Origin of the sequence: Nocardia sp. NPDC046763, assembly GCF_040645495.1 — a bacterium.
GTDB lineage: Bacteria > Actinomycetota > Actinomycetes > Mycobacteriales > Mycobacteriaceae > Nocardia.
On the sequence record NZ_JBEYYI010000029.1, the window covers coordinates 17,800 to 38,020 of the forward strand.

The following is a 20,221-nucleotide window of genomic DNA, read 5'->3' on the forward strand; positions in this document are numbered from 1 at the left end:
CGTGGTGGCGCGCGCGAGAATCCGCTCGAGGTGAAGGCGGGGGAGTTGTTCGACGGACCGCTCGTTGTGGCCGAGGCCGACGACGACCTGTCACCGTCATTCAGCTGATGGCTCAGCGCCAGGTGCGGCGGCTCCCGGCGGTCGAAAATGACCACCTGTTCGGCACTATTGCCCAGGCCGGCATCGCGCGAATACTCAGCCACCGGGATTCCAGTGAAGTCGTGGAAGCGATTTCCCAAGAATGACCGGGTGGGCGGATGATCGTGGTGTGGCAGGGGGTGGCGGTATCTCACCCCAGGGCACCCGGGCGTTCGAATCGGTGATGGGTGTGGAAGGCCCGTGCCTCGTCGGTGGCTTCCGCTGCTGGTTCGATGATCAGCGGAAGGAGTGGTCCGCCGAGATGGCGAAGGAGCACGGCTATCCACCTGGAAGCGTGCGGCCGACCACGGAACTGCTTCTCGCACACGAGCATTCGGAAGATCAGGAACAGGTCGCCGGCACCATTGTCCGTTCGGTCGGGACGTGCTGGCGGGAATCACCGTTGCCGCATAGCTGGCGCCTCAGGTCATGGCGTATGCCACGGTGGCGGGACGCTGGCTGTTGTCGTCTGGTTGTGGGTGACGGCACGCCCCTGTGCTTCGCCAATGCCGAGGACTTCCGGCGCCGCGCACTGGCCGCAGCCGATGGCTCGACGGTTCGGCGGCGGTTCGCTGATTCATCCTCGATGCGGAGGCGAATGTCGAAGTAGATCTCAACGCGCTGGATGGACTCGAACAACTACGAGAGGAATTCCGCTCTCGCGGAGTCATTTTCGCGATTGCCCGGGTGAAGCAGGACCCGGGCGACACGCTGGCCGCCGCCGGGTTGATCGACCGGATCGGACCGAACAGCCTCTACCCGACGCTGCCGACGGCGGTGAACGCCTATCGCCGCGAGAAACCGGAACCGTCGACGGGGCGAACCGAGTGGCGAGATCGTTTTGGAGCGGTATCCCTTGACCTGCAATCGAAGAGGTCAGGGGTCGCGTGAAGCGCTGATGTGTGCGATCGCCGGCCGCAGGTGTACGTGTGGCATACGACGTGTCCTGCAGCGAACGATGCATCGGGCGAACGATGCATCACCAGTAGTGGGAGCGTCCGCGGATCGGGCGGCCGGCCATGCCGAGCAGCCAGGCCGCTGCGCCGACAAGCATCAGGATGACGCCGATGGTCGTCAGGATCGAGATGCCGAAAACAATTCCCACGATCAGCAGGATGAGGCCCAGGATGATCATGATTATTCCTTTGTGGGGGGATCGATACACTCAGGCTGTTCCCTGCGTACGGACGCTCAAACTCGGATTACCGATATTTTGCTGGGTGGCGAAATATCTGCTGTCGCAAAGCTTGATCACGGTGGTCGCGGGTAATCCGGGGCGAATGAGGAGAGGCCGGAATGAAACCGATACCGAGCGGCTGGATCGGAACTGGAACAGCCTGATGCAGGAGTTGCACGTGGTGCAGACGGGCGTGCAGTTGCTGACCGGATTCCTGCTGACGATCCCGTCCCAGAATCGGTTCGGCATGCTATCCGAGCCACTGTGTGTGCTGTACCTGGTGATCGTCGCCACGTCGATCGGTGCCACTGTCTGCCTGGTGGCGCCAGTCGCTGCGCATCGGATGCTGTTCCGGCGACATCGTATCGAGAATGTCGTGAGTGCCGCTCATCGTTACGCCATCGTGGGGCTGGGGCTGTTCGGTATCGCACTCACCGGGGTGGCCGTGCTCATTTTCGACACCGTCGGTGGTACCTGGGCCCGGGATTGTGGCAGGAATTGTTTTCGGCTCGCTGTTCGCGGCGATATGGGTGTTGCATCCCTGGCATCAGCACCGTGGTAGAAGCGCCTGACCTGGCAATTTGCGACCGATTACAAAAAATGCGTTCGATGGCGCGTGGACTGGGTACCCCTTATTTATGCAGTTCAGCCGAATACGGGGTGATTCCGATGACGGGTGACAGCTACGACGATATAGAGCCGCTGCTCGAACAACTGGCTGTCGCCGTCGAAACCGACGCTCCCGAGCGAAGTGCCTTGCGAGAGGAAGCGATTGATCGTTGCCTGCCGCTGGCCGATCACATCGCGCGCAAGTTTTCCGGTCGCGGCGAAGCGTTCGAAGACCTACTCCAGGTCGCGCGGCTCGGGCTGGTCCAATCGATCGACCGTTTCGACGTGTATCGCGGCACCCGCTTCCTGTCCTTCGCGGTCCCGACGATCATGGGTGAGGTCCGCCGCTACTTCCGTGACAGCACCTGGGCCGTGCGGGTGCCGCGGCGGATCAAGGAGACCCAGATCCGGCTCGGCACCGCCATCGAAGCCTTGGCGCAGCGCCTGGGCCGTATGCCGAAGGCCCGCGAACTGGCCGCCGAGCTGGATGTCGATCCGCAAGAGCTGACACAGGCGATGCTGGCGTCCAACGCCTACCAGAGCACCTCATTGGAAGCGGCGTGCCCGGACGACGGCGAGAACACTCCGCTGGCGATGCTGGACGCGCTGGGGACCGAAGAGACCGGCTACGAGCACGTGGACCAGCTCCTCGCGGTCCGTCCCCTCATTGCCGAGCTGCCGGATCGGGAGCGCCGGGTGCTGGTGATGCGATTCTTCGAGTCGATGACCCAGAATCAGATAGCCGCACGCCTCGGTGTCTCGCAGATGCAGGTATCGCGCATCCTGTCCACGACCCTCGGGCAGCTCCGCGCCGAATCCCTCGCGAACTGAGATCACGCACCGAGATCGCTCAGAAGCCGGCCAATCCCGAAGCCAGGTCCGGGAGTTGGATCGCCTGCACGGCGGCGTCGTGGACGTCGGGGCAGGTGGCGGTGGTGGTCTGGTCGATGACCGCGCGATTGCGCATCACCGCGATATTCACTCCGTTGTTGCGCAGCGCCCAATCCTGAACGGTGGCATTGAATTTCAGCCGTGCCTCGGTGGGGCCGTCGGCGCGCCACTTGTCGACCTCGGATCGGATCATGTCGCAGAGCTGCTTGGCGGCGTCCGCGGTGATGGTAGGCCCACCGGACGACTGCCCCGAGGGCTGCGGCGCACCGGTTCCCGGAACGCCCGGTGTGGTGCTGTTCGCGCAGCCGGCGACGACGGCGACCGCCGTCGCCGCCGCGCACAGCCACAAACCCGTTCGGGATACGACCTGCTGAGACGTCATGATCTTGACTCCCGTCATCGTGTCCGGCCGGCGGCGTCGCGAGCCACGTCCGCCACCTGCTCGCCGCGTCCCCGCGCGACATGTGCGAGCCACCCGCCGCGCTTGCGCGCGGTGGTGGCCAGCTGTACACCCTGCTCCCGCGCTGTTCCGGCGAGCTGTGTCCCGTGCTCCCGTACGGTGTCCGCGAGCGGCCCAGCGTGTTCTCGTGCGCTCTCGGCGAGGTGGCCGCCGTGCTCACGCGCCGCTTCGAGGAGTTGGCCGCCCCGATCGGAGGCGGTCCTGCCCCACTGGGCGCCGACTTCGCGGGTGGTCTCCGCGAGCTGGTCGCCGCGGTGCTGTGCGGTGTCGACCAGGCGTTCGCCCCGATCACGCATTGCCGCAACGAGTTCGGGACCGTGTTCGCGGGCGGACTCGGCGAGGCGTTCGCCGCGCTCCCGCAGCGTCGCGGCCAGTTCCGGTCCGTGTTCCTTCGCGGCATCGGCGAGCATGGCGACGCGATCGTGGGTCGAGCCAGTGTCCGAGTGGAGCTCGTCGAGAGCGTGACGGCCGCGCCAGCCGAGGGAGGGCTTGCCCTGCCGATCGGTGGAGGCGATGAGCAGTCCGCCGAGCAGGCTCACATCCTTCAGCAGCGCGGCGCGTTTCGCCGCGCGCCGCTCGGGGTCCTCCTCGTTCCAGAAACCCTGCTCGGATAGCGTCGCGGGCACGACGGTCGCGGCGAGCACCGCGGTGGACAGACGCGGCAGCTTCCCGAGGGCCAGCAGTACGCCGCCACCGATGCGGACCGCCGCATTGATCCGGACCACGCGTCCCGGATCGCCGGGCAGGTAGTTCGCCAGCTGCGGCGGGAGCTTCTGCTCGCCCTTCTGCAGCGCGGCGGTCGCGGTCTTGACCCGGGGATCCGGATTGGTGAGAGTGTCGATTCCGTCGACGATGAAGACGGTCGCCAGCATGGGGTGGGCAATTCGCCGCAGCATGGTGGACTCCTTTCCAGCAGGGTGCCTCACGTGGGTTTGACGTTGTCGCTGTTCCCGGTATGCCAGCCGTCAAACGCGCTGATCGCGGTCGCGATACCTTCCGCACCGTGGGCGAGGCCTTGTGGGGGCGGTCGTGAGGCCGATCATCCGGGACAGCGCCGCCCCGGCTCCGTACCGGGTCGGTCAGTCGCGTTGCGCCAGGCGGGGTATCAGGCCGCCGGCCAGGATGTCCTGTACCTGTCGTGGCGAAAGACGATGCCGGACGGGGAAAGTGGTTTCCTTGCTCATGTCGAGCACTTGCAATGTCGTCCTGTGCGCGATCTCGCCCGGATCGTCGATGCGCAGGACGTCGTCACGGTCGATGCTGTCGTAGTCGGCGGGATCGACGAATTCGAGCGCCAGGACACCGAAGTTGGCCAGGTTCTGCCAGTGGATGCGAGCGAAGGATTTGGCGATGACCGCTCGCAGCCCGAGGTAGCGAGGGGTGATCGCAGCGTGCTCGCGAGAGGAGCCCTGACCGTAGTTCTCGCCGCCGACGATCAGATGGCCGGATTCGGAAACCCGTTGTGTCCGTTCGGGATAGGTCTCGTCGATCTGGGTGAAGGTGAACATCGCCAGCTTGGGGATGTTGGACCGGAACGGCAGGGCCCGTGCTCCGGCGGGAGAGATCTCGTCGGTCGAGATATTGTCGCCGACCTTCAGTAGCACCGGCGCTTCGATCCGTTCGGGCAGCGGGGCCAGGGGCGGCAGGCTGGAGATATTGGGTCCCTTCACCGGCTGCACCTGCCGGGCGTGTTCGGGATCCAGTGGGGCGACCAGCATCATGGTGTTGATCGCGGCGCGTGCGGGCAGGTCGAGCTTCGGATAGTCCATGCGCACGGTGCGCGCCCACTCTCGCGGATCGGTGATCACGCCGGTGAGCGCCGACGCCGCGGCGGTTTCCGGCGAGCACAGCCAGACCGAGTCCTCCTTGGTGCCCGAGCGGCCGGGGAAGTTGCGTGGCATGGTGCGCAGTGAATTGCGACCCACGGCCGGCGCCTGGCCCATGCCGATGCAGCCCAGGCATCCGGCCTGGTGGATGCGGGCCCCGGCGGCCACCAGGTCGGTGACGGCCCCCATCGTGGTCAGATCGGTGAGGATCTCCCGTGAGGTGGGGTTCACGTCGAAACTGACCTGCGGCACGGTCTGCCGCCCGGCCATCATGGCTGCCACGATCGCGAAATCGCGCAGGCCGGGATTGGCGCTGGAGCCGATCACCGCCTGCGCGATATCGGTGCCCGCGACCTCGCGCACTGGCACCACGTTGCCGGGCGAGGACGGCTTCGCGATGAGTGGCTCGAGGGTCGACAGATCGATCGAGTCCTCGAGGTCGTAATCGGCGTCGGCATCCGCCGCCAGCTCGACCCAATCGTTCTCGCGTCCCTCCTCGCGGAGGAAGGCATGCACGGCCGCGTCGCTCGGGAATACCGTTGTGGTGGCGCCGAGTTCGGCGCCCATGTTCGCGATCACATGGCGGTCCATCGCCGACAGGCCCGACAGGCCCGGGCCGTGATACTCGATGATGCGGTTGATCCCGCCGCTCACGCCGTGGCGGCGCAGCATCTCGAGAATGACATCCTTGGCCGAACACCACTGCGGCAGTTCGCCTTCCAGTCGGACACCCCACACCTCGGGCATCCTCAGGTGCAGCGGCCGACCCGAAATCGCCAGCGCCACTTCCAATCCGCCCACTCCGATGGCCAGCATGCCCAGCGCACCGGCCGCCGGAGTGTGCGAATCCGAACCCGCGAGAGACTTGCCCGGTATACCGAACCGCTGCATATGTGTCGGGTGCGATACACCGTTGCCCGCTTTGGAGAACCACAGGCCGAAGTGCTGGGCGGCCGTGCGGAGATACTCGTGGTCCTCGGCGTTCTTCTCATCGGTCTGCAGCAGGTTGTGGTCGACGTACTGAACGCTGACCTCGGTGCGTGCCCGCTCGAGGTTCAAGGCCTCGAGTTCCTGCATCACCAAGGTGCCGGTGGCGTCCTGTGTCAGCGTCTGGTCGATCCTGATCGCGATCTCCGCACCCGGCGTCATCGCACCGGACACCAGGTGCGACTCGATCAGCTTGCGAGCCAGATTCGCCGACATGGTCGCGGACGGGTCTAGTTGCCGGCGGCTTGCGGTCCGACCACGAAGGTGGCATTGCCCTTCGTGTCGAGGCCGGCGTCGAGAATCTTGTCGTCGAAGAATTCGGTGGCCTTGCGGTCCATGAAGACGCGGGCTCCCTGGGCGGTCAGCACCTCGTCGTCCTGCGACGGCCCGGCGGTGACGGCCAGGTGGAAGCCCTGGGCGTTATCGGGAGTGGAGATCCGCAGGCCGGCGTCCTGAGGCGCGCCGTCTCCGGAGGTGATATCGCGGACTGCCTCGACGGCAGTGGGGGTGAGCATCAGCATTGTTTTTGCCTTCCGCTGTCGTGAGCGCCGGCCGGACTGCCGGCAGTCGGTCGAGTAACCGGAAGAACCACCGCGAAACATCTCGCGCCAGGGGAATCGTGTTTGTCCGGGGATGCCACGGGTACGGCACAGGTACGGACCACGACGACCGGACATCAGAAGATCCGCAACTTCGAGTATTACGACCCGCTGACCGTCCGCGATTCCTCACTGTCGGCGTGCGTCCAAGCCGTCCTCGCCGCCGAGGTCGGTCACCTCACGCTTCCTACGACTATTTCCGCGAGGCCGCGTTGACGGACCTGCACGACCTGCATCACGACGTCGCCGCGGGCATCCACATCGCCTCGCTCGCGGGCACCTGGATCAGCTGCGTGGGCGGCTTCGGCGGCGCGCGCGACCACGACGGTGACCTCGGCTTCGCTCCGCGCCTCCCGGAGCGACTGCACCGGTTGTGCTTCCGAATCCTGTGGCACGGCAGCCGGATACGCGTCGATATCACCGCCGCGTCGACTACCTACCGACTCGAATCCGGCGACACCATCACCCTGACCCACCACGGCCGGCGCATCACCCTGACCGACCGCCCGACAACCCTGCCCAACCCGTCGGCAGCCGCAGGTGCAACTGCGGAATAGGTTCCGATGGACCCGGCTGCGGAAGCGGATCCGGCGGCGCCGGAATCGGCGGTCCGGGTGCAGGGAAGGGCACGGGTGGCTCGGGTTCCGGAATGGGCTGCCCCGGCTCGATGGGCGGGATCGGTTCCGGCGGCCGTATCGGCGGAACCGGAACAGCGTCCGGTCCGGCACCGAGATCTAGATGCAAAGGTTCCATACCGCCCGCTTACCCGGCGCGGGCGAGGGTAAGCGGCAAAAGGGGAGACGAAACGAACACTCGGCGGAAGGGAACCAACGCCATGGGCAAGACAAGCGAAACCGGCATCATCACCGGCACCCGCGACAAGGACTACAACCTGATCTGGTTCGTCGAGGCGTCGCTGGACAACGCACTACGGCTGGACACCTTCATCGCCGACGCTGAACGCGACGCCGATACCGAACTGGCCGACTTCTTCCGGCGCGCCCAGACCGAGAGCCGCACGGGCGGCGAGCTGGGCAAACAACTGCTGGCCACCCGCCTGCAGGGCTCGGGCATCCCGATCGCGCCGGAGAACCGGGCCGAGGGCTGAACCACCGGCGCTCCTGTCGCGCGATTTCCCCACAAACCTTCAACGCCCACGCGCATCGCGTGGGCGGAGGACCTCGCAATGGTCAGGAGGTGATGATCGTGATGTGCACACAGATGATGGACATGATCCGACAGATGTGGAACATGATGTTCCCGAACATGGCCATGTAACTGTGGCCTCCGGGCCGGTTGCCGGGGATGGGGTCGGCGACCGCGGCGTAGCGGAGCGGGGGAGTGTCCGGCGTGGGTGGTCGGGCTGCGGTGGGGGCGAGAAGGAAGCCGGCGTGGTCGCCGAAATCGGTATGGTCCAGGATCTCGCCGATGAACCAGCCGGCCGTCGCCGTCAGGATCGGCAGTGCGTGCGGCCCTTCTTGCCAATCGCAGTGGTCGAACTTGTCGAGGTCGAGCCCGGTCTCGGAGCCGAAGAGATGCGCCAGGGCAAGGGACTCGTGTGACAGCAGGTGGACCGCCAGGTGGTCTGCTCGGGCCGCGACACGATAGGTGTGGTTTCGTTTCGACAGGCAAACCAGGAACCGGCGCGGCTCGATGCTGACCTGCCCGGAGAATCCCACCAGACAGCCGGCCCGCTGCCCGGTGGCGAGGGTGGTGACGATCCAGACCGGAGCATCGGCCGCCGTCATGACGAGATCGAACGCGCCGTTCGCGGTGTCGACCTCGAGTGGCATGGCGTACCTCCCCGCACGAACGGCTGGTGACTGTGGTCCCGTAGGCACTTCAGCCCAGACAGACCGACTGATTTGGAATTCGCTCATGGGAAGGCAGGAGCGTCAGAGCAGCTGTGCGGGCAGACCGGCGTCGTAGATGGCGAGGATGTCGGTCGCCTGCCGCAGCGTTTCGACCACGACCTCTGCCGGTGTGAGATGCAGGCGCGGGTAGTCGACCTCGCCGAGCTGCGGGTCGACCGGGAAGGCGAGTCGTTCTGTGCCGAGCGAGAATTCGGCGGCGATGTCCGCCCGGTTCCCGCGCGGATCCTGACGATGCCAGCCGCCGCCGAGATGAACCGCCACGAGGCCGTGCAGGACATGCCCGTCGCCATGGGTGAGCCGCTGATAGCACAGCGCGGTGGGGATGCCCTGTCCGCGCAGGATCGCGGCGAGCAGGTGGGACTTCGCGTAGCAGAGGCCGACACGTTGATCGAGCACTTCCGACGCGCGCAAGGTCACGCGGGAGTCCCGCGCGTCGTAGGAGTGCGCGACTTCGTCCCGCACCCACTCGAATGACCTTCGTGCGCAGTCGATATCGCTGTCCGACTGCGATCGGATCTCGCGGGCGAGCGCCCGGACCGCCGGGTGATCGACCTCGATGATCGGATCGCCGGTGAGATAGGCCGACGGGGCGAGCATCGACACGGGCGCGAAGGACACCGGTACGCACTAGTGCGCCGGCCGCTATCACTTACCACGGAGGCCAGGGACAGCACCGGAACCCGTGTCACTTGCCGCCGGCGGCGATGGCCAGTGCGAAAGGTCTCATTCCGTGGTTGCGAATTATTGACGGCACCAACAACATCAGAGACTCGGTACCGCGCGCGGTGGTGATGTCGCCGAGGTCTTCGATCCACTCGGCGGCCCAGCCCAAGTCGGTCAGCAGGTCACGAACGACGGCTTTGGCGTCGGCATCATTGCCGGACAGGAACGCGGTCGGCGGGGTGGTCAGCGAACCGGGCGCGGTCATGACCGGGAACAGCATCGTGTTCAGCGTCTTCACCACGCGAGTTCGGGGGAGTGCCTGCTGGATTCGTTCGCCGAGGCTTCCGTCGCGGTAGTACAACCCGTTCGGGCGGCCCTCGTCGTCGCGGCCGGTCGCGTTGGCTACATCGATGAGAACCTTGCCGTCCAGGGCCTCACGCAGGGCGGCCAGTCGCTCCGCCGCGCCTTCGCCTGGGGTCGCGTTGATGACGATCTCGCCGGTCCGCGCGGCCTGCGACATGTCGGCGAAAGCGACCTGCGGACCCGCCCAATTGTCCACGGCGCGACGCGTTCCAACGATTATCCGATGCCTGGCCTCGGTCAGTCCGGCCGCCAGGTTCGCCGCTACGCGCCCGGCCCCGAGAATCGCAATCGAGGTCATCGCAGGGCCTCTGTGAGCACCTCGACGGCCGCGGCGTGCAGCGCCGGTGCGGCGGCAAGCAAATCCGGACTGGCAGCCGACCACGGGTTGCCGGCGATGTCGGTCACCGTGCCGCCCGCCTCGGTGACCAGCAGGGCACCGGCGACGAGTCCGGAGCGGACATCACTGTGCTGCCAGAACACGTCCATCCGGCCGGCGGCGACCTGGATCAGCTGCATCGTAGCCGGCACCGATACCCGCGTCACCAGGGCGTTCTCGAGCATGGCGGTCACCGAGCGGCCGATGCAGTGCAACGTTTCGGTGGTCTCGGCCGGCTTGGCCTGCCCGGTGCCCACCAGTGCCGAGTTCAGCTGGCTCTTGTTGGAGGTGTGCAGCCGAACATCGTTGAGGTAGGCGCCCTCACCTCGGATCGCAGTGTAGGTGTCCTCGGTCAGGGGCAGGTGAACGACGGTGACGACCGGTTCGTTGTCGCGCACCAGGGTCGCCGTCACCGACCATTCAGTCATGGCGTGTACGTGGTTGATGTTTCCTTCGGCTGGGTCGATCACCCACCACTCGCCGTCGGGCAGGGCGCCGCCCTCGAGTTCGTCCTCGACCCAGCCGGCACCCGGGCGCACCGTCTCCAGAGCGGGACGCAGCAGCTCCAGAACCGCGGTGTCGTTGGTGCGGAGCGCGGCAACGATCTCGCTCAGATCCTCGGGGCGCGAGCCGATGTCGAATCGCTTGCGCAGCCGCGCACCCGCAGTCTGTACCGCGGCAATGATGTCGGGCAACAACTCTCGGTCCGCGCTCACAGTGGAACGTGAAAACATGATCTTCTCGCTTTGTTTGTGAATTATGTTCCGCGGGAGGTGGTCTCGTTCCGCGGTGCTCTCAACGCTAGAAGCCCGATTACATGACTACAAATGCATGTTCGTAAGGAATAACATGATTGTCGTGCATGTTGATCTGAACCTGCTGAAGGCACTGGATGCTCTCTTGGAGGAAGGCAGCGTCGTCGGTGCGGCCGATCGGCTGCACCTGACGCAGCCGGCCATGAGCCGGGCATTGGCCCGCATCCGCCGTGTGATGAACGATCAGGTGCTGGTCCGCAGTGGCCATACGATGACGCCCACGCCTCGTGCCACGGCCGTGCGGGAGCAAGTGCATGCGCTCGTCCAGCAAGCACATACCATCCTGGCAGCCGAACACGAGATCGACCTGGCCACGGTGGAGCGTGCGTTCACCCTCAGCTGGCATGATGCGATCACCACGGCGATCGGTCCGCGCCTGCTGGCCACCGTCACCCAACAGGCACCAGGAATCCAGCTGCGCCTGCTCGCGGAGTCCAGCACCGACACCAACGATCTGCGTCACGGCCGAGTCGACCTCGAGATAGGCGCCACCACACCGGGCCAGTCCGACATCTCGCATATGACCGCCGCGCACGACCGGCTCGTGGTGGTCACCCGCCGCGACCACCCTATCGCCGATATGACACTCGAAAACTACACAGCCGCACAACATCTCACCGTGTCACGCCGGGGCCGGCTGCATGATCGCATCGACGAGACACTCGCCGAGCACGGTCGGCGGCGCACGGTCGTCGCCACCGTTCCCACGAGCACCTCGGCGCTGCATTTCGTCCAGCACAGCGATCTACTCGTCGTGGTGCCGGAATTCATGTCCCGCCCCGCTATCGGCGATCTCGGCCTCCGGGTCCACCGACTACCGATCGAGCTCGCTCCGGTCCCGGTGATCATGGCGTGGCATCAACGCTACGACGGCGACCGCGCACACGCCTGGCTGCGCTCTCAGGCCGCCATGGAGATCGAAAAGGTTGCAGCCCATGCATTCTCACCTGAGCAGTGACGAGCCCTGAAGTCAGGAATAAGCCTCATCGCCGAATGCCCTCACCATGAGTCCATCGGCCCGATCCCCGGCCTCGCCACACGCACGCCGGGAGCGATGCCAAGGAGGCGCCGAACCGGTCGACACGCAGGCCACGGCAACACCACCGCCCGCACCGACGTCGTCACCTCGTCCGCACCCTGGCGACAGGTGGCCGACCATCGGTGGGGCCAATCTTCCGACACAAAGTGCTCGAAGCCGGAATCCGGCGCCCTCGCGATCGTCACCAGATCCAGCCAGCTACATGGATGCGACTGCACGGCCATCCTCATTGGGTGACATCAAAGCCCACGACGGGACTGCTGCACTATCAGGCCGGATTCGATCACCCGGCTGTCGGTGTGAGGGGCCTGACTGGGTGGTGGGGTCATGATGGTCTCATATTCGACCGGTGTGGGCATGAGTCCGTCCTACCGGACGATTTGCGTTCGCTGCCAGCAGGGCTCGGGTCTTGTTCGAGTCGTAGCCGTCTGGTTTGAAGGCGGGTGAATCCTGCTCGCTGTCAATGGTTTTGCGCCCCTCCTCAGCTTTGGTGGAGGTCGGGATTCAAGCCTGTGAACGTGTTGCTCTTCCACGGCACGGCCTGGACGACGCCCGTCGCGCTGTGGCGGCGCAGCAGGATTCCCGGCACATCGTCGAGTTCTGCTGCCTTCACGACGTTTCCGTCCGGGAGCGTGACCAGGGTTCCGCGGGTGACATACAGCCCGGCCTCCACCGCACTGTTCGCGCCCAGCGAGATCCCGACACCAGCATTCGCGCCGAGCAGCGCTCCACGGCCGATCCGCAAGACGTTCGTGCCGCCCCCGGACAGCGTGCCCATGATGGACGAGCCTGCCCCGATGTCGGCGCCTTCCTCCACGACCGACCCTTGCGTGATCCGCCCTTCGACCATGCTCGTGCCCAGCGTCCCGGCGTTGTAGTTCACTAAACCCTCGTGCATGACCACGGTTCCGGGTGCAAGGTGGGCACCCAAGCGGACCCGATTCGCATCGGCGATCCGGATTCCGTCAGGGTTGACCAGATCCAGCATCCGCGGCAACTTGTCAAGGCTGTGCACCGACAGGTACTGGCCCTCGTGCCGCTTCCGCGCCCGAATCTCACCGAGATCGGCGACATGCACCGGCCCGAGATCGGTCCACGCGACCGTCGCCAGCACACCGAAAATACCCTCGAGCGCAACACTATTCGGCTCGACCACGCGTCCCGACAACAGGTGCAGCCGTAGATACGCATCCGCCGCATCGGCGGGCGGCCGATCCAGATCGATCGCGATGTCGACGGTCACGAACCGCACCCGCCGTACTCTGTCCCGCTCTGGCGCGGCAGCTTCCGATGCCACGATGGCCTCCAGCCCAAAGCTGTGAAACCAGACCTCGAGCACGGTATCGTCGCGCTCCGCGACCGTCGCAATCCCCGACCCGTACGCCTCACGAACGGTACTACCCAATATTCAGTCCTCCCAATTCATGAAGTTCGCCGGTCTACTCCCCGGCCCAGCTTTACAAACCCCGCGCCGCCTCGTCCAGCTCCACATCGCCGAATGTCATCTAGAACCTTCGCCCACCCGCTTGTCATCTCGCGCCGACCGGCATCCCCCCGACACCGAGCCGTGCGGGAGGGCACCGCTACTTCGAGCTGGGCAGACCCTTTTCCAGCCACTCCCGGCACGGTGCCCGGTGGGAGGCAAGCCATGAGAGAGCCACACCAACGACGACAGTGAGCAGCCGAGTTGTGAGCATCCCACCGGGCACCTGGACCGAATCCTGGCCGGGGCCCGGTCCTGCTATCAAGTGTCTAAGTAGCCGAGTTGAGTACATTCAGGTACCGCCGCAAACCCTGGGCGGCCTGAGATCGGAGCCGTCGAACCCAGTGTTTCAGTTTGTTTCGATTCCTTGTCGATCGGGGCGTTTCAGCAAACTTTCCGCGTACCCTTGTGCGCTGGATCGATGAACGAACGAAGGCGTTGCTGTTCGGCGGTAACCAACCGGCAAAGGAGACGAGCATGGACCTGCGGCAGTTCATTGCCACCCGGCGGGAGTTCGACGAGATCGATACGGACCAGGACGGTTTCATCACCTTCGATGACGCGCTCGCGTGGGGTATGGCCCAGGACCCGGAAGTGCGGGAGATCGTCGGGCGCCGTATCAACGAAGACCACATCTGGGCGGAGGGGCAGGTCTCCTTCGTAGCGTTCGTGCGCTACAAGGAGCTGACCGACCACTGATAGATATGGCGAGCAGGGACATTGTCCCGCCGGCGCGATACCGCGGATTCACGTGAGTTCATGGACCCGACCGGTTGCCCCGTGTGGGTGATCTTCCCCTGAGGCGAGCGAAGGTCCCGATTGATGAACCATTCCGGTCGTCGCGGTGCGGCTGGCGTTACTCTTGTCGCAGGTCAGCGAAACGACCACCTCCCCGAGACCGGGTATCTGTGGTTCTCGCTGACCAAGATCGTGACGGCCACAGCCGTCATGCAGTTGGTCGACCGGGGTCGCCTCGATCTGGATGCGCCCGCCCGCGAATACTTCGCGCCGCTGGCCGTGGTGCGGCAGCCGACGCCGATTACGCTGCGGCACTTGCTGAGTCACAGCTCCGGATTGGCGAATCCGTTTCAGCTGCGGTGGGTGCGCCCGGCCGGCGCCCCCGCACCGGATTCTCGTGACTTCGTCGAGCGCTTGCTGGCGCGTCATGCCGGGCTGCGCGTCGCCCCAGGGACGCGATCGAGCTACTCCAACCTCGGTTTCCTGGTGCTGGGCGAGGTGATCGCGCAGGTCAGTGGCACCACATTCGAGGACCACATCCGGCATTCGGTCCTGGGCCCCATCGGAATGACACATACCGGGTTCACGTATCCAGAGCTCGGCCGGGCTTCGGCGGCCGTCGGATACGAGCCGTTGCCCGCCCCCTTCATACCGCTGCTGCGCGCCGTTCTCCCGCGTGGTGTGGTGGGCCATCGGTACGGGCCGTACGCGGCCTACCGGCCCTTCTATGTCAACGGCTCCGCCTACGGCGGGTTGATCGGCGGAGTCGACGATCTCGCCATCCTGGCGTCGGCCCACCTGAACGAGGGCAAAGTCAATGGCGTTCGGCTGCTGTCACCCGCCGCGACGAAGGCCATGCAGAAGGTCACCGGCCGAGGCGGGCCACGCGATTTCGGCCTCGGCTGGTACCGGACTCACTCCGCCGATACGTCCGAGCCGTTCGTCGAGCATCTCGGCAGCGGATTCTGGAACGTGCTGCGCCTCTACCCGCGGCAGCGGCTCGGAATCATGTTGATGGGCAACACAACGCACTACGACCACGAAGCGATCCTTGCCAAGATCGCCGAACTCGTCCGGGTATGAGTACTTGAAACCTGTCAGGAAACCCTGACGGATCCCACCCGATGCGGACACGCCGCACCAGGGCCCCGACCTGCTCGTCCGGGATCGAAAAACATTGCGGCACAAGAACATCAATCACCCAGAACCCACCGAGATCCTGCTACATCGACGCGTAAGTTAACGGCATTGGCATCAAAGCCGGGGCGATTCAGTGTCGGGGGTTGATGAGGTCTCGGGCTGGGGTTGGGCAGGCCCGTAGAGCAGAGCCTCGTTGTCGGAGAGCGCGAGTCGGCGGACGATGTGGTCGATGCGCCGAGCGAGGTCATCGTCGTCGATTAGGCGGAGAGGGTTCACGGTGTCAAGATCTGCGCCGGTGCCGGAGTGGGCGCGCTGGGCGAGATTGGTCAGGTGTTGGGTGACCCAGTTTTCGATCTGTTCGCGGATGCCCGGGTTGGGTGCGCTGCGCCAGTCGCGGCGCAGCATCGTCAACGCCGCCGGCGCGGGGTAGGTGTCGGTGATGTATGCGCAGCGGGCAGAAATGTGTTCGTGTGCATCGTGATCGGGAATACCGGGCGCCCCGTTGTCGCGGCATTCCCCGCACAAGCCGTCGTCGCTGCGGCGGTCTTGTGGTGGGGTGGCGTCGAGGACGGCGCGTTCGAGACCGCAATGCACACAATCGAACCCGCGGGTGTGCGGCACCGCCGCGAAGTCGTAGTCCAGCGGATGCTGGTTCGGGCGAGGGTCGTGAGGGCGCGGGTTGTAGTAGCGGTGGGGCGCGCCTTCCGGGAGCGGGAGATGCTGCGGTGCGGCGTCGATGTCGGCTCGGGTGTCGAGGTACTCGACGGTTTCCCGGGCGGCGGCGATATCGGTCTCGCTGGCTCGGGGACGCGGTGGCGTGTTATCGAAGCGGGGTTCGTGGTCTCGGGCGGCATGCCGGGCACGGGTACCGGTGCCCGCTTGGTGGGCTTCTGGATTCGGGTTGTATGTGTGTGGGTCTGTCGAAGGTGTGGCGGCTTCGATGAGTGCGCGGTGTTGGGGAAACCGTTGCGCGGCCCACCGCAGCCGTGCCCGGGCGACCGGGAAGCTGTACTGATAGAGCGTTGTCGCGACACGGTGCAAGACATCGAGTTCGGTGTCGGTCGCCGTGCGCGAGGCTCGGGTGAGTGCGTCCTTGGCCTCGGCGACGTGCCCGGAGCGGAAGAGCGTGGTGACGGCGAGAAGGTCTGCGGTGAGCGTATCGCTGGTGTCGGTCGGTGCGGCCTCGCGCGATCCATCGAGGCTCGCCGCGGTGTCATTGGCTTCGTGCTGAGGCATCAATGTGTCCGAATCTGGTGCTGTGCTGCGGCTTTCGTACGGTGCGGTGGTCGTGTCGGGGGAGGGTGCGACGGGGTGCAGGAGTGCTTCGATGCGCCAGGCGAGCGCGGTCGCGTATTGGTCCGGTCGTGGTCCGGGATCGTCGTGTGCGGCGGCGGTGAGCAGTTCGTGGGCGGTGGTGAGGAGTTCGTGTGCATGCCAGCCCGCGTCGGTACCGTGGTCGATCGCGGCGACCAGGCGCGGCCAAGCCGGGCTGGTGGTTATCGTGTCGGCGAGGTCGTCGCCGAGTAGTCGGTGCAGGTGAGTGGTCCAGTCCGGTCGCAGATGCGAGGCGTCGATTGCTACCTGCATGGCAGACGGGTCGAGGCCGAGTCGGAACCACAGTGCTGCTGCTGGCATCTCGTCGGGCAGAGGTCGTTCGGCCGCAGCGCGTGTGAGTAGGGTGTCGATGTCGAGTCCGGCGCGAGCAGCGGCGTCTAGTTTGTCGGCCAGGGTCGGCCACCACGGGTCATCGAGGACGCGGGCGTCGACCTGTTTGGCCAAAGGTGACCAGGTGTTGATGGCGGTGTGGAGATCGCCGAGCACGTCGGTGACCCGCGCGTCGAGCAACCGTTGATGATCCTGCTCTCGGGCGGTGAAACCGGTGGGGCCGGTGGGCCGTAGGTCGGTCTCGACTGTGTGGCGGCCTGCCCGCCAGACCGCGATGTCGGCCAGTAGTGCGTCGTTGCCGAGCAATGGTCTCGCCCAGACTGGCGCCGTGGCGGTTGTCCATGTGCTGGTGTCGGCGCGGATCTGGTCGGTGAGGTGGGTGATCAGACGTACGCGAGCACGCAGATGGTCGGATACGAGACCTGCGGGCAGGCTGCGCGGCAAAGCCCGTACCCATGGCAAAGGCGCGGTCTCACGCGGATAGGCGTGGGCGTTGTCGAGGCGCCAGTGCAGTACCGCGGCGGGATCGGCTGCGGTGGTCAGTTCCCGCGCGGCGAGCGCGGTGGTCAAGGCGTGTCCAGGATCTCGACCGGATAGAGCGATGAGCGAGAGGACTTCCCGCAACGCCGGGAAGGCGGGTGCGTCGGTGAGGCCGGGCCAGATCTGCTCGGCGCGAGTATCGAGTGCGGCCACACCCTCGGGGCCGAGGGTGTCTTCGGAGGCGAGAGCCAAGGCGTCGTGGTAGGTGTCGATGGCGGTCCCGAGGCGCTCGTGCGGGTCGAATGCGTCGCGGAGTTCGGTGTGGGCGGAGGCGCGTGTCGTATCGCAGGCCAGGATGCGTTGCAGGACTTCGACGGCGGTGCGCGGGTAGAGGCCGGGTTCGGTCCAGAAGGAGGCTTCGCTGCCGTCGATTCCGGTGGTGACGTACGCGTGGTTGCGGGTGGCGCCGCGAGTGAGCGCGACGTAGAGCTGGTTGCGGGATTCGTGGCCGGTGAGCACGACATGACAAGTGTCGGCGGTGATTCCCTGCGCGGAGTCGATGGTCGTGGCGTAACCGAGGCGGACATGCTCGCGCACGTATTCAGCTGGCAGCACGGTGGTTTCGCCGGTGCGCCGCCCTGAGTGGAGGTGGGTGACGGTGACTGCGCCATCGACATGGACTGCGGTGACCGTCCAGCGGTAGCCGTTGCGGACCCAGTCGCGTTCACCTAATCGCAGCCGGGGATTGTTGCGGCGGGTGCTGACGATGTCGCCGACCGAGGCGCGTAGTCCGTCGCTCAGCTCGGCTTCCGGCCCGACTTCGATGATGTCGCGGGCGAGGCGGTCGGTGCGAGCTTGGTCGTTGAGCGCGGTCGCAATCTCGTTGGTAGCGGCCAGCATGACCGTGTCTTGGCCACCCAACTGGTCGGCGATCCATCCGGCATACGCCTGCTCGCGCACGGCGGCCGGCGATCCGGAGCGGATTCGTTGATGGTCGAGGTAGAACCCGAGCGCGCTCGGATCGCCCTCGCGCAGTGCGAGACTGGCGGACGCCTCGATGCTCGAGGCGAACCGCACCACCTGAGTCAGGGTCGAAGCGCGGGCCGCGTCGGCGGTATCGGCGGCTGAGCCACCGGCCTCGATCGCGGGCAGCTGATGGTCGTCACCGACACACCGCACCGCCGCCTTGCGCTCTAGGAGGAACTCGAACAGCCGCAGGCGTTTGTCGTCGCCTAGGCGCACATGCTCATCGACGATGACCAGCGTGCGGGCGTCCACGTCGAGGACCCATTGCGGCAGCGACGGCGGAAACGGGTTGCTGTCCGGTGGTGATGCCGCGGCGGCGGGGGAGTGTTTGCGTAGGACGTCGAGGAGTTTGTCGGCGGTTTCGGTACGGGCATCGATCACGTCATCGAGCACGGCGGCCGCTGCGGCGGTCGGCGCGAGGCCCAGGACGGTGCCGCCGTCGGCGCGCCACGCGTCGGCGAGCACGCGCATCGCGGTGGTTTTCCCGGCGCCAGCGGGCGCGTTCGTGGTCGCGATGAACCATGGCGAGCGCGCGAATTCGGTGATGACCGCGACCTGTCCGGCATTGAGCCGACGGCCTCTGTTCGCCGGATCGGCGTGATAGGCGCGGATCGCGGCGTCGATGTTCTGGTCGGTGAGGGTTTGTGCGCCCAGGCGCAGCGACAGGTCGATCAACTGTTGGGTGGTGCCCAGACGGTGGACGGTCGTGTAGGTCTGGGTACCGGCGCTGGTGTAGACGCTGGAGTGATCGGCACGCTGATGCAGGACTGGAACCTCGGCGAGGACCGGCTCGGCAGCGATGTCGGGGTCTCCGCGTGCGACTGCGTGCGACGGTGAAAGGGCTTCGGCCACGACAGAATCGACTGCGGCAGGCCACTGATCCTTGTCGAGCAGGCCGCGTAGTTGCCGCTCGGCTTCGGCGCGAACGTGATGCCACTGCCAACTCGACCGCTCGGCCGATACCGTCTCCACCACCTGCTGGCCAACCTTCGCCAGCTCGCTGGGGGTGAGGCCGCGTCGACGCGCGGACCGATCAGTCAGGATCGTCGACACCGTTGTCGACACCAGTTCCTCTGAGCCGAGCACGGTTTCGGCTTGTCGACGCCAGTCGGCGCGTTGTTCGGCCCACGAGCGGGAGCGGTGCCGGTTCGGGCGCGTTTCGAGGGTGGCGCGTTCGGCGAGGGCGAACATCTCCTTCGGCATCGGCTCCCGTCCGACCTCGCGCTCGAACCGTGCGGCGAGCACACCCAGGCGCGTGGTGATGTCGGCATCGCGGCGCGACCAGTACTCGATCAACACCACTGGCACGCCGTCGATTTCACGGATCGGTCGTTTCGTCGGGTCCGTGCCGGGCCGTGCACTGAATGACACAGCCACGTCGTGTTCGAGATGGTGCTCCAGGCGCGTGTTGTAGATCTCGCTGACCGTCACCATCAGCCGATAGATCACCGCGGCATCCAGCGTCAGCCACTGCCCGTCGAGTGTCCGGCACCGATTCGCTATCAGCAGGTGCGTGTGCAAATCGGGGTCACCGCAGCGTGATTCACGATGCACGAACCGTGCGGCGACGATCCCGTCGACATCGACCTGCCGCACTCCGTTGGCACCGAGCCGGGAGAAGATCGCATGCTGTTCCAGCCACACCACCGCGTCATCGATGGCCTTATCGTGCGCGGCGGCGATCTTGTCCGACACCGCTTTCGGGGCGATCGCCCACAGTGCGGACACACTCTTGACCGGGCTGAAGGTGATGTCGAAACCCGCGACCGCTGCTGACTGCGGGCGCGAGTTGCGGGCCACCCACCCCGAGAGCTCCGGATGTCGAACACTCGCGGCAGGCAACGGGCGGGAATGGCGAGGCGGACGGCATGA

General features: G+C 66.0%; 17 protein-coding genes and 3 pseudogenes. 9 read left to right on the top strand and 11 right to left on the bottom strand.

Translation table 11 applies throughout. The features are described 5' to 3' along the window. Window positions 1-107 precede the first annotated feature (107 nt). Entirely contained in the window at window positions 108-245 is a 138-nt protein-coding gene (locus tag ABZ909_RS34495; protein WP_357008292.1) for a hypothetical protein, read from the top strand. A gap of 383 nt (window positions 246-628) precedes the next feature. Continuing rightward, window positions 629-933: pseudogene (locus ABZ909_RS34500) on the top strand (STAS domain-containing protein); the annotation flags it as partial. Window positions 934-1,117: 184 nt separating this feature from the next. Here ABZ909_RS34500 and ABZ909_RS34505 read toward each other — a convergent pair. Next, complete coding sequence (locus ABZ909_RS34505; RefSeq protein WP_357008295.1) at window positions 1,118-1,273, bottom strand: hypothetical protein; 156 nt, start codon at window positions 1,271-1,273, stop codon at window positions 1,118-1,120. A gap of 145 nt (window positions 1,274-1,418) precedes the next feature. Here ABZ909_RS34505 and ABZ909_RS34510 point away from each other — a divergent pair. Then, window positions 1,419-1,887: pseudogene (locus ABZ909_RS34510) on the top strand (DUF6328 family protein). A 97-nt stretch (window positions 1,888-1,984) separates the two neighbouring features. Beyond that, window positions 1,985-2,755 carry an RNA polymerase sigma factor SigF gene (locus ABZ909_RS34515; protein ID WP_357008596.1) on the top strand — a complete coding sequence of 257 codons (771 nt, stop codon included), beginning with the start codon at window positions 1,985-1,987 and terminating at the stop codon, window positions 2,753-2,755. Window positions 2,756-2,774: 19 nt separating this feature from the next. Here ABZ909_RS34515 and ABZ909_RS34520 read toward each other — a convergent pair whose 3' ends face one another. The 4 genes from ABZ909_RS34520 to ABZ909_RS34535 all read right to left on the bottom strand — a co-directional run bounded on the left by ABZ909_RS34520 (window position 2,775) and on the right by ABZ909_RS34535 (window position 6,609). Next, window positions 2,775-3,197 carry a hypothetical protein gene (locus ABZ909_RS34520; RefSeq protein WP_357008298.1) on the bottom strand — a complete coding sequence of 141 codons (423 nt, stop codon included), beginning with the start codon at window positions 3,195-3,197 and terminating at the stop codon, window positions 2,775-2,777. A gap of 14 nt (window positions 3,198-3,211) precedes the next feature. Further along, complete coding sequence (locus ABZ909_RS34525) at window positions 3,212-4,171, bottom strand: DoxX family protein (protein ID WP_357008300.1); 960 nt, start codon at window positions 4,169-4,171, stop codon at window positions 3,212-3,214. A 183-nt stretch (window positions 4,172-4,354) separates the two neighbouring features. Further along, entirely contained in the window at window positions 4,355-6,304 is a 1,950-nt protein-coding gene (locus ABZ909_RS34530; protein WP_357008303.1) for an aconitate hydratase, read from the bottom strand. A gap of 14 nt (window positions 6,305-6,318) precedes the next feature. Next, a complete protein-coding gene (locus ABZ909_RS34535; RefSeq protein WP_357008306.1) occupies window positions 6,319-6,609 on the bottom strand; it encodes a hypothetical protein in 291 nt (96 codons plus the stop codon). 156 nt (window positions 6,610-6,765) lie between these two features. On the opposite strand from ABZ909_RS34535, the pseudogene ABZ909_RS34540 reads away from it, so the two are divergent. Beyond that, window positions 6,766-7,169: pseudogene (locus ABZ909_RS34540) on the top strand (glycosyl hydrolase family 65 protein); the annotation flags it as partial. Between the two features lie 353 nt (window positions 7,170-7,522). Next, a complete protein-coding gene (locus tag ABZ909_RS34545) occupies window positions 7,523-7,795 on the top strand; it encodes a hypothetical protein (protein WP_357008309.1) in 273 nt (90 codons plus the stop codon). Between the two features lie 82 nt (window positions 7,796-7,877). On the opposite strand, the gene ABZ909_RS34550 is transcribed toward ABZ909_RS34545, so the two are convergent. From ABZ909_RS34550 to ABZ909_RS34565, 4 genes are all read right to left on the bottom strand, one after another. Beyond that, window positions 7,878-8,480 carry a flavin reductase family protein gene (locus tag ABZ909_RS34550; RefSeq protein WP_357008311.1) on the bottom strand — a complete coding sequence of 201 codons (603 nt, stop codon included), beginning with the start codon at window positions 8,478-8,480 and terminating at the stop codon, window positions 7,878-7,880. Window positions 8,481-8,582: 102 nt separating this feature from the next. Beyond that, window positions 8,583-9,179, bottom strand: coding sequence for a transglutaminase family protein (locus ABZ909_RS34555; protein WP_357008314.1), 597 nt, complete (start codon window positions 9,177-9,179; stop codon window positions 8,583-8,585). Between the two features lie 67 nt (window positions 9,180-9,246). Next, window positions 9,247-9,885, bottom strand: coding sequence for an NAD(P)-binding domain-containing protein (locus ABZ909_RS34560; protein ID WP_357008316.1), 639 nt, complete (start codon window positions 9,883-9,885; stop codon window positions 9,247-9,249). Next, window positions 9,882-10,679 (bottom strand): inositol monophosphatase family protein, encoded by a 798-nt coding sequence (locus ABZ909_RS34565; protein WP_357008318.1) that lies wholly within the window; start codon window positions 10,677-10,679, stop codon window positions 9,882-9,884. The genes ABZ909_RS34560 and ABZ909_RS34565 overlap by 4 nt, the downstream gene beginning before the upstream one ends. 73 nt (window positions 10,680-10,752) lie before the next feature. On the opposite strand from ABZ909_RS34565, the gene ABZ909_RS34570 reads away from it, so the two are divergent. Continuing rightward, complete coding sequence (locus tag ABZ909_RS34570; protein ID WP_357008321.1) at window positions 10,753-11,736, top strand: LysR family transcriptional regulator; 984 nt, start codon at window positions 10,753-10,755, stop codon at window positions 11,734-11,736. A 562-nt stretch (window positions 11,737-12,298) separates the two neighbouring features. Here the strand turns inward: ABZ909_RS34570 and ABZ909_RS34575 are convergent. Next, window positions 12,299-13,222, bottom strand: coding sequence for a DapH/DapD/GlmU-related protein (locus tag ABZ909_RS34575; protein WP_357008324.1), 924 nt, complete (start codon window positions 13,220-13,222; stop codon window positions 12,299-12,301). 555 nt (window positions 13,223-13,777) lie between these two features. On the opposite strand from ABZ909_RS34575, the gene ABZ909_RS34580 reads away from it, so the two are divergent. After that, window positions 13,778-13,999: a hypothetical protein gene (locus ABZ909_RS34580; protein WP_357008326.1), complete on the top strand. Its 222-nt coding sequence runs from the start codon at window positions 13,778-13,780 to the stop codon at window positions 13,997-13,999. 123 nt (window positions 14,000-14,122) lie between these two features. After that, window positions 14,123-15,121, top strand: coding sequence for a serine hydrolase domain-containing protein (locus ABZ909_RS34585; protein ID WP_357008328.1), 999 nt, complete (start codon window positions 14,123-14,125; stop codon window positions 15,119-15,121). Window positions 15,122-15,292: 171 nt separating this feature from the next. Here ABZ909_RS34585 and mobF read toward each other — a convergent pair whose 3' ends face one another. Continuing rightward, entirely contained in the window at window positions 15,293-20,191 is a 4,899-nt protein-coding gene (gene mobF / locus ABZ909_RS34590) for a MobF family relaxase (RefSeq protein WP_357008330.1), read from the bottom strand. Window positions 20,192-20,221 lie beyond the last annotated feature (30 nt).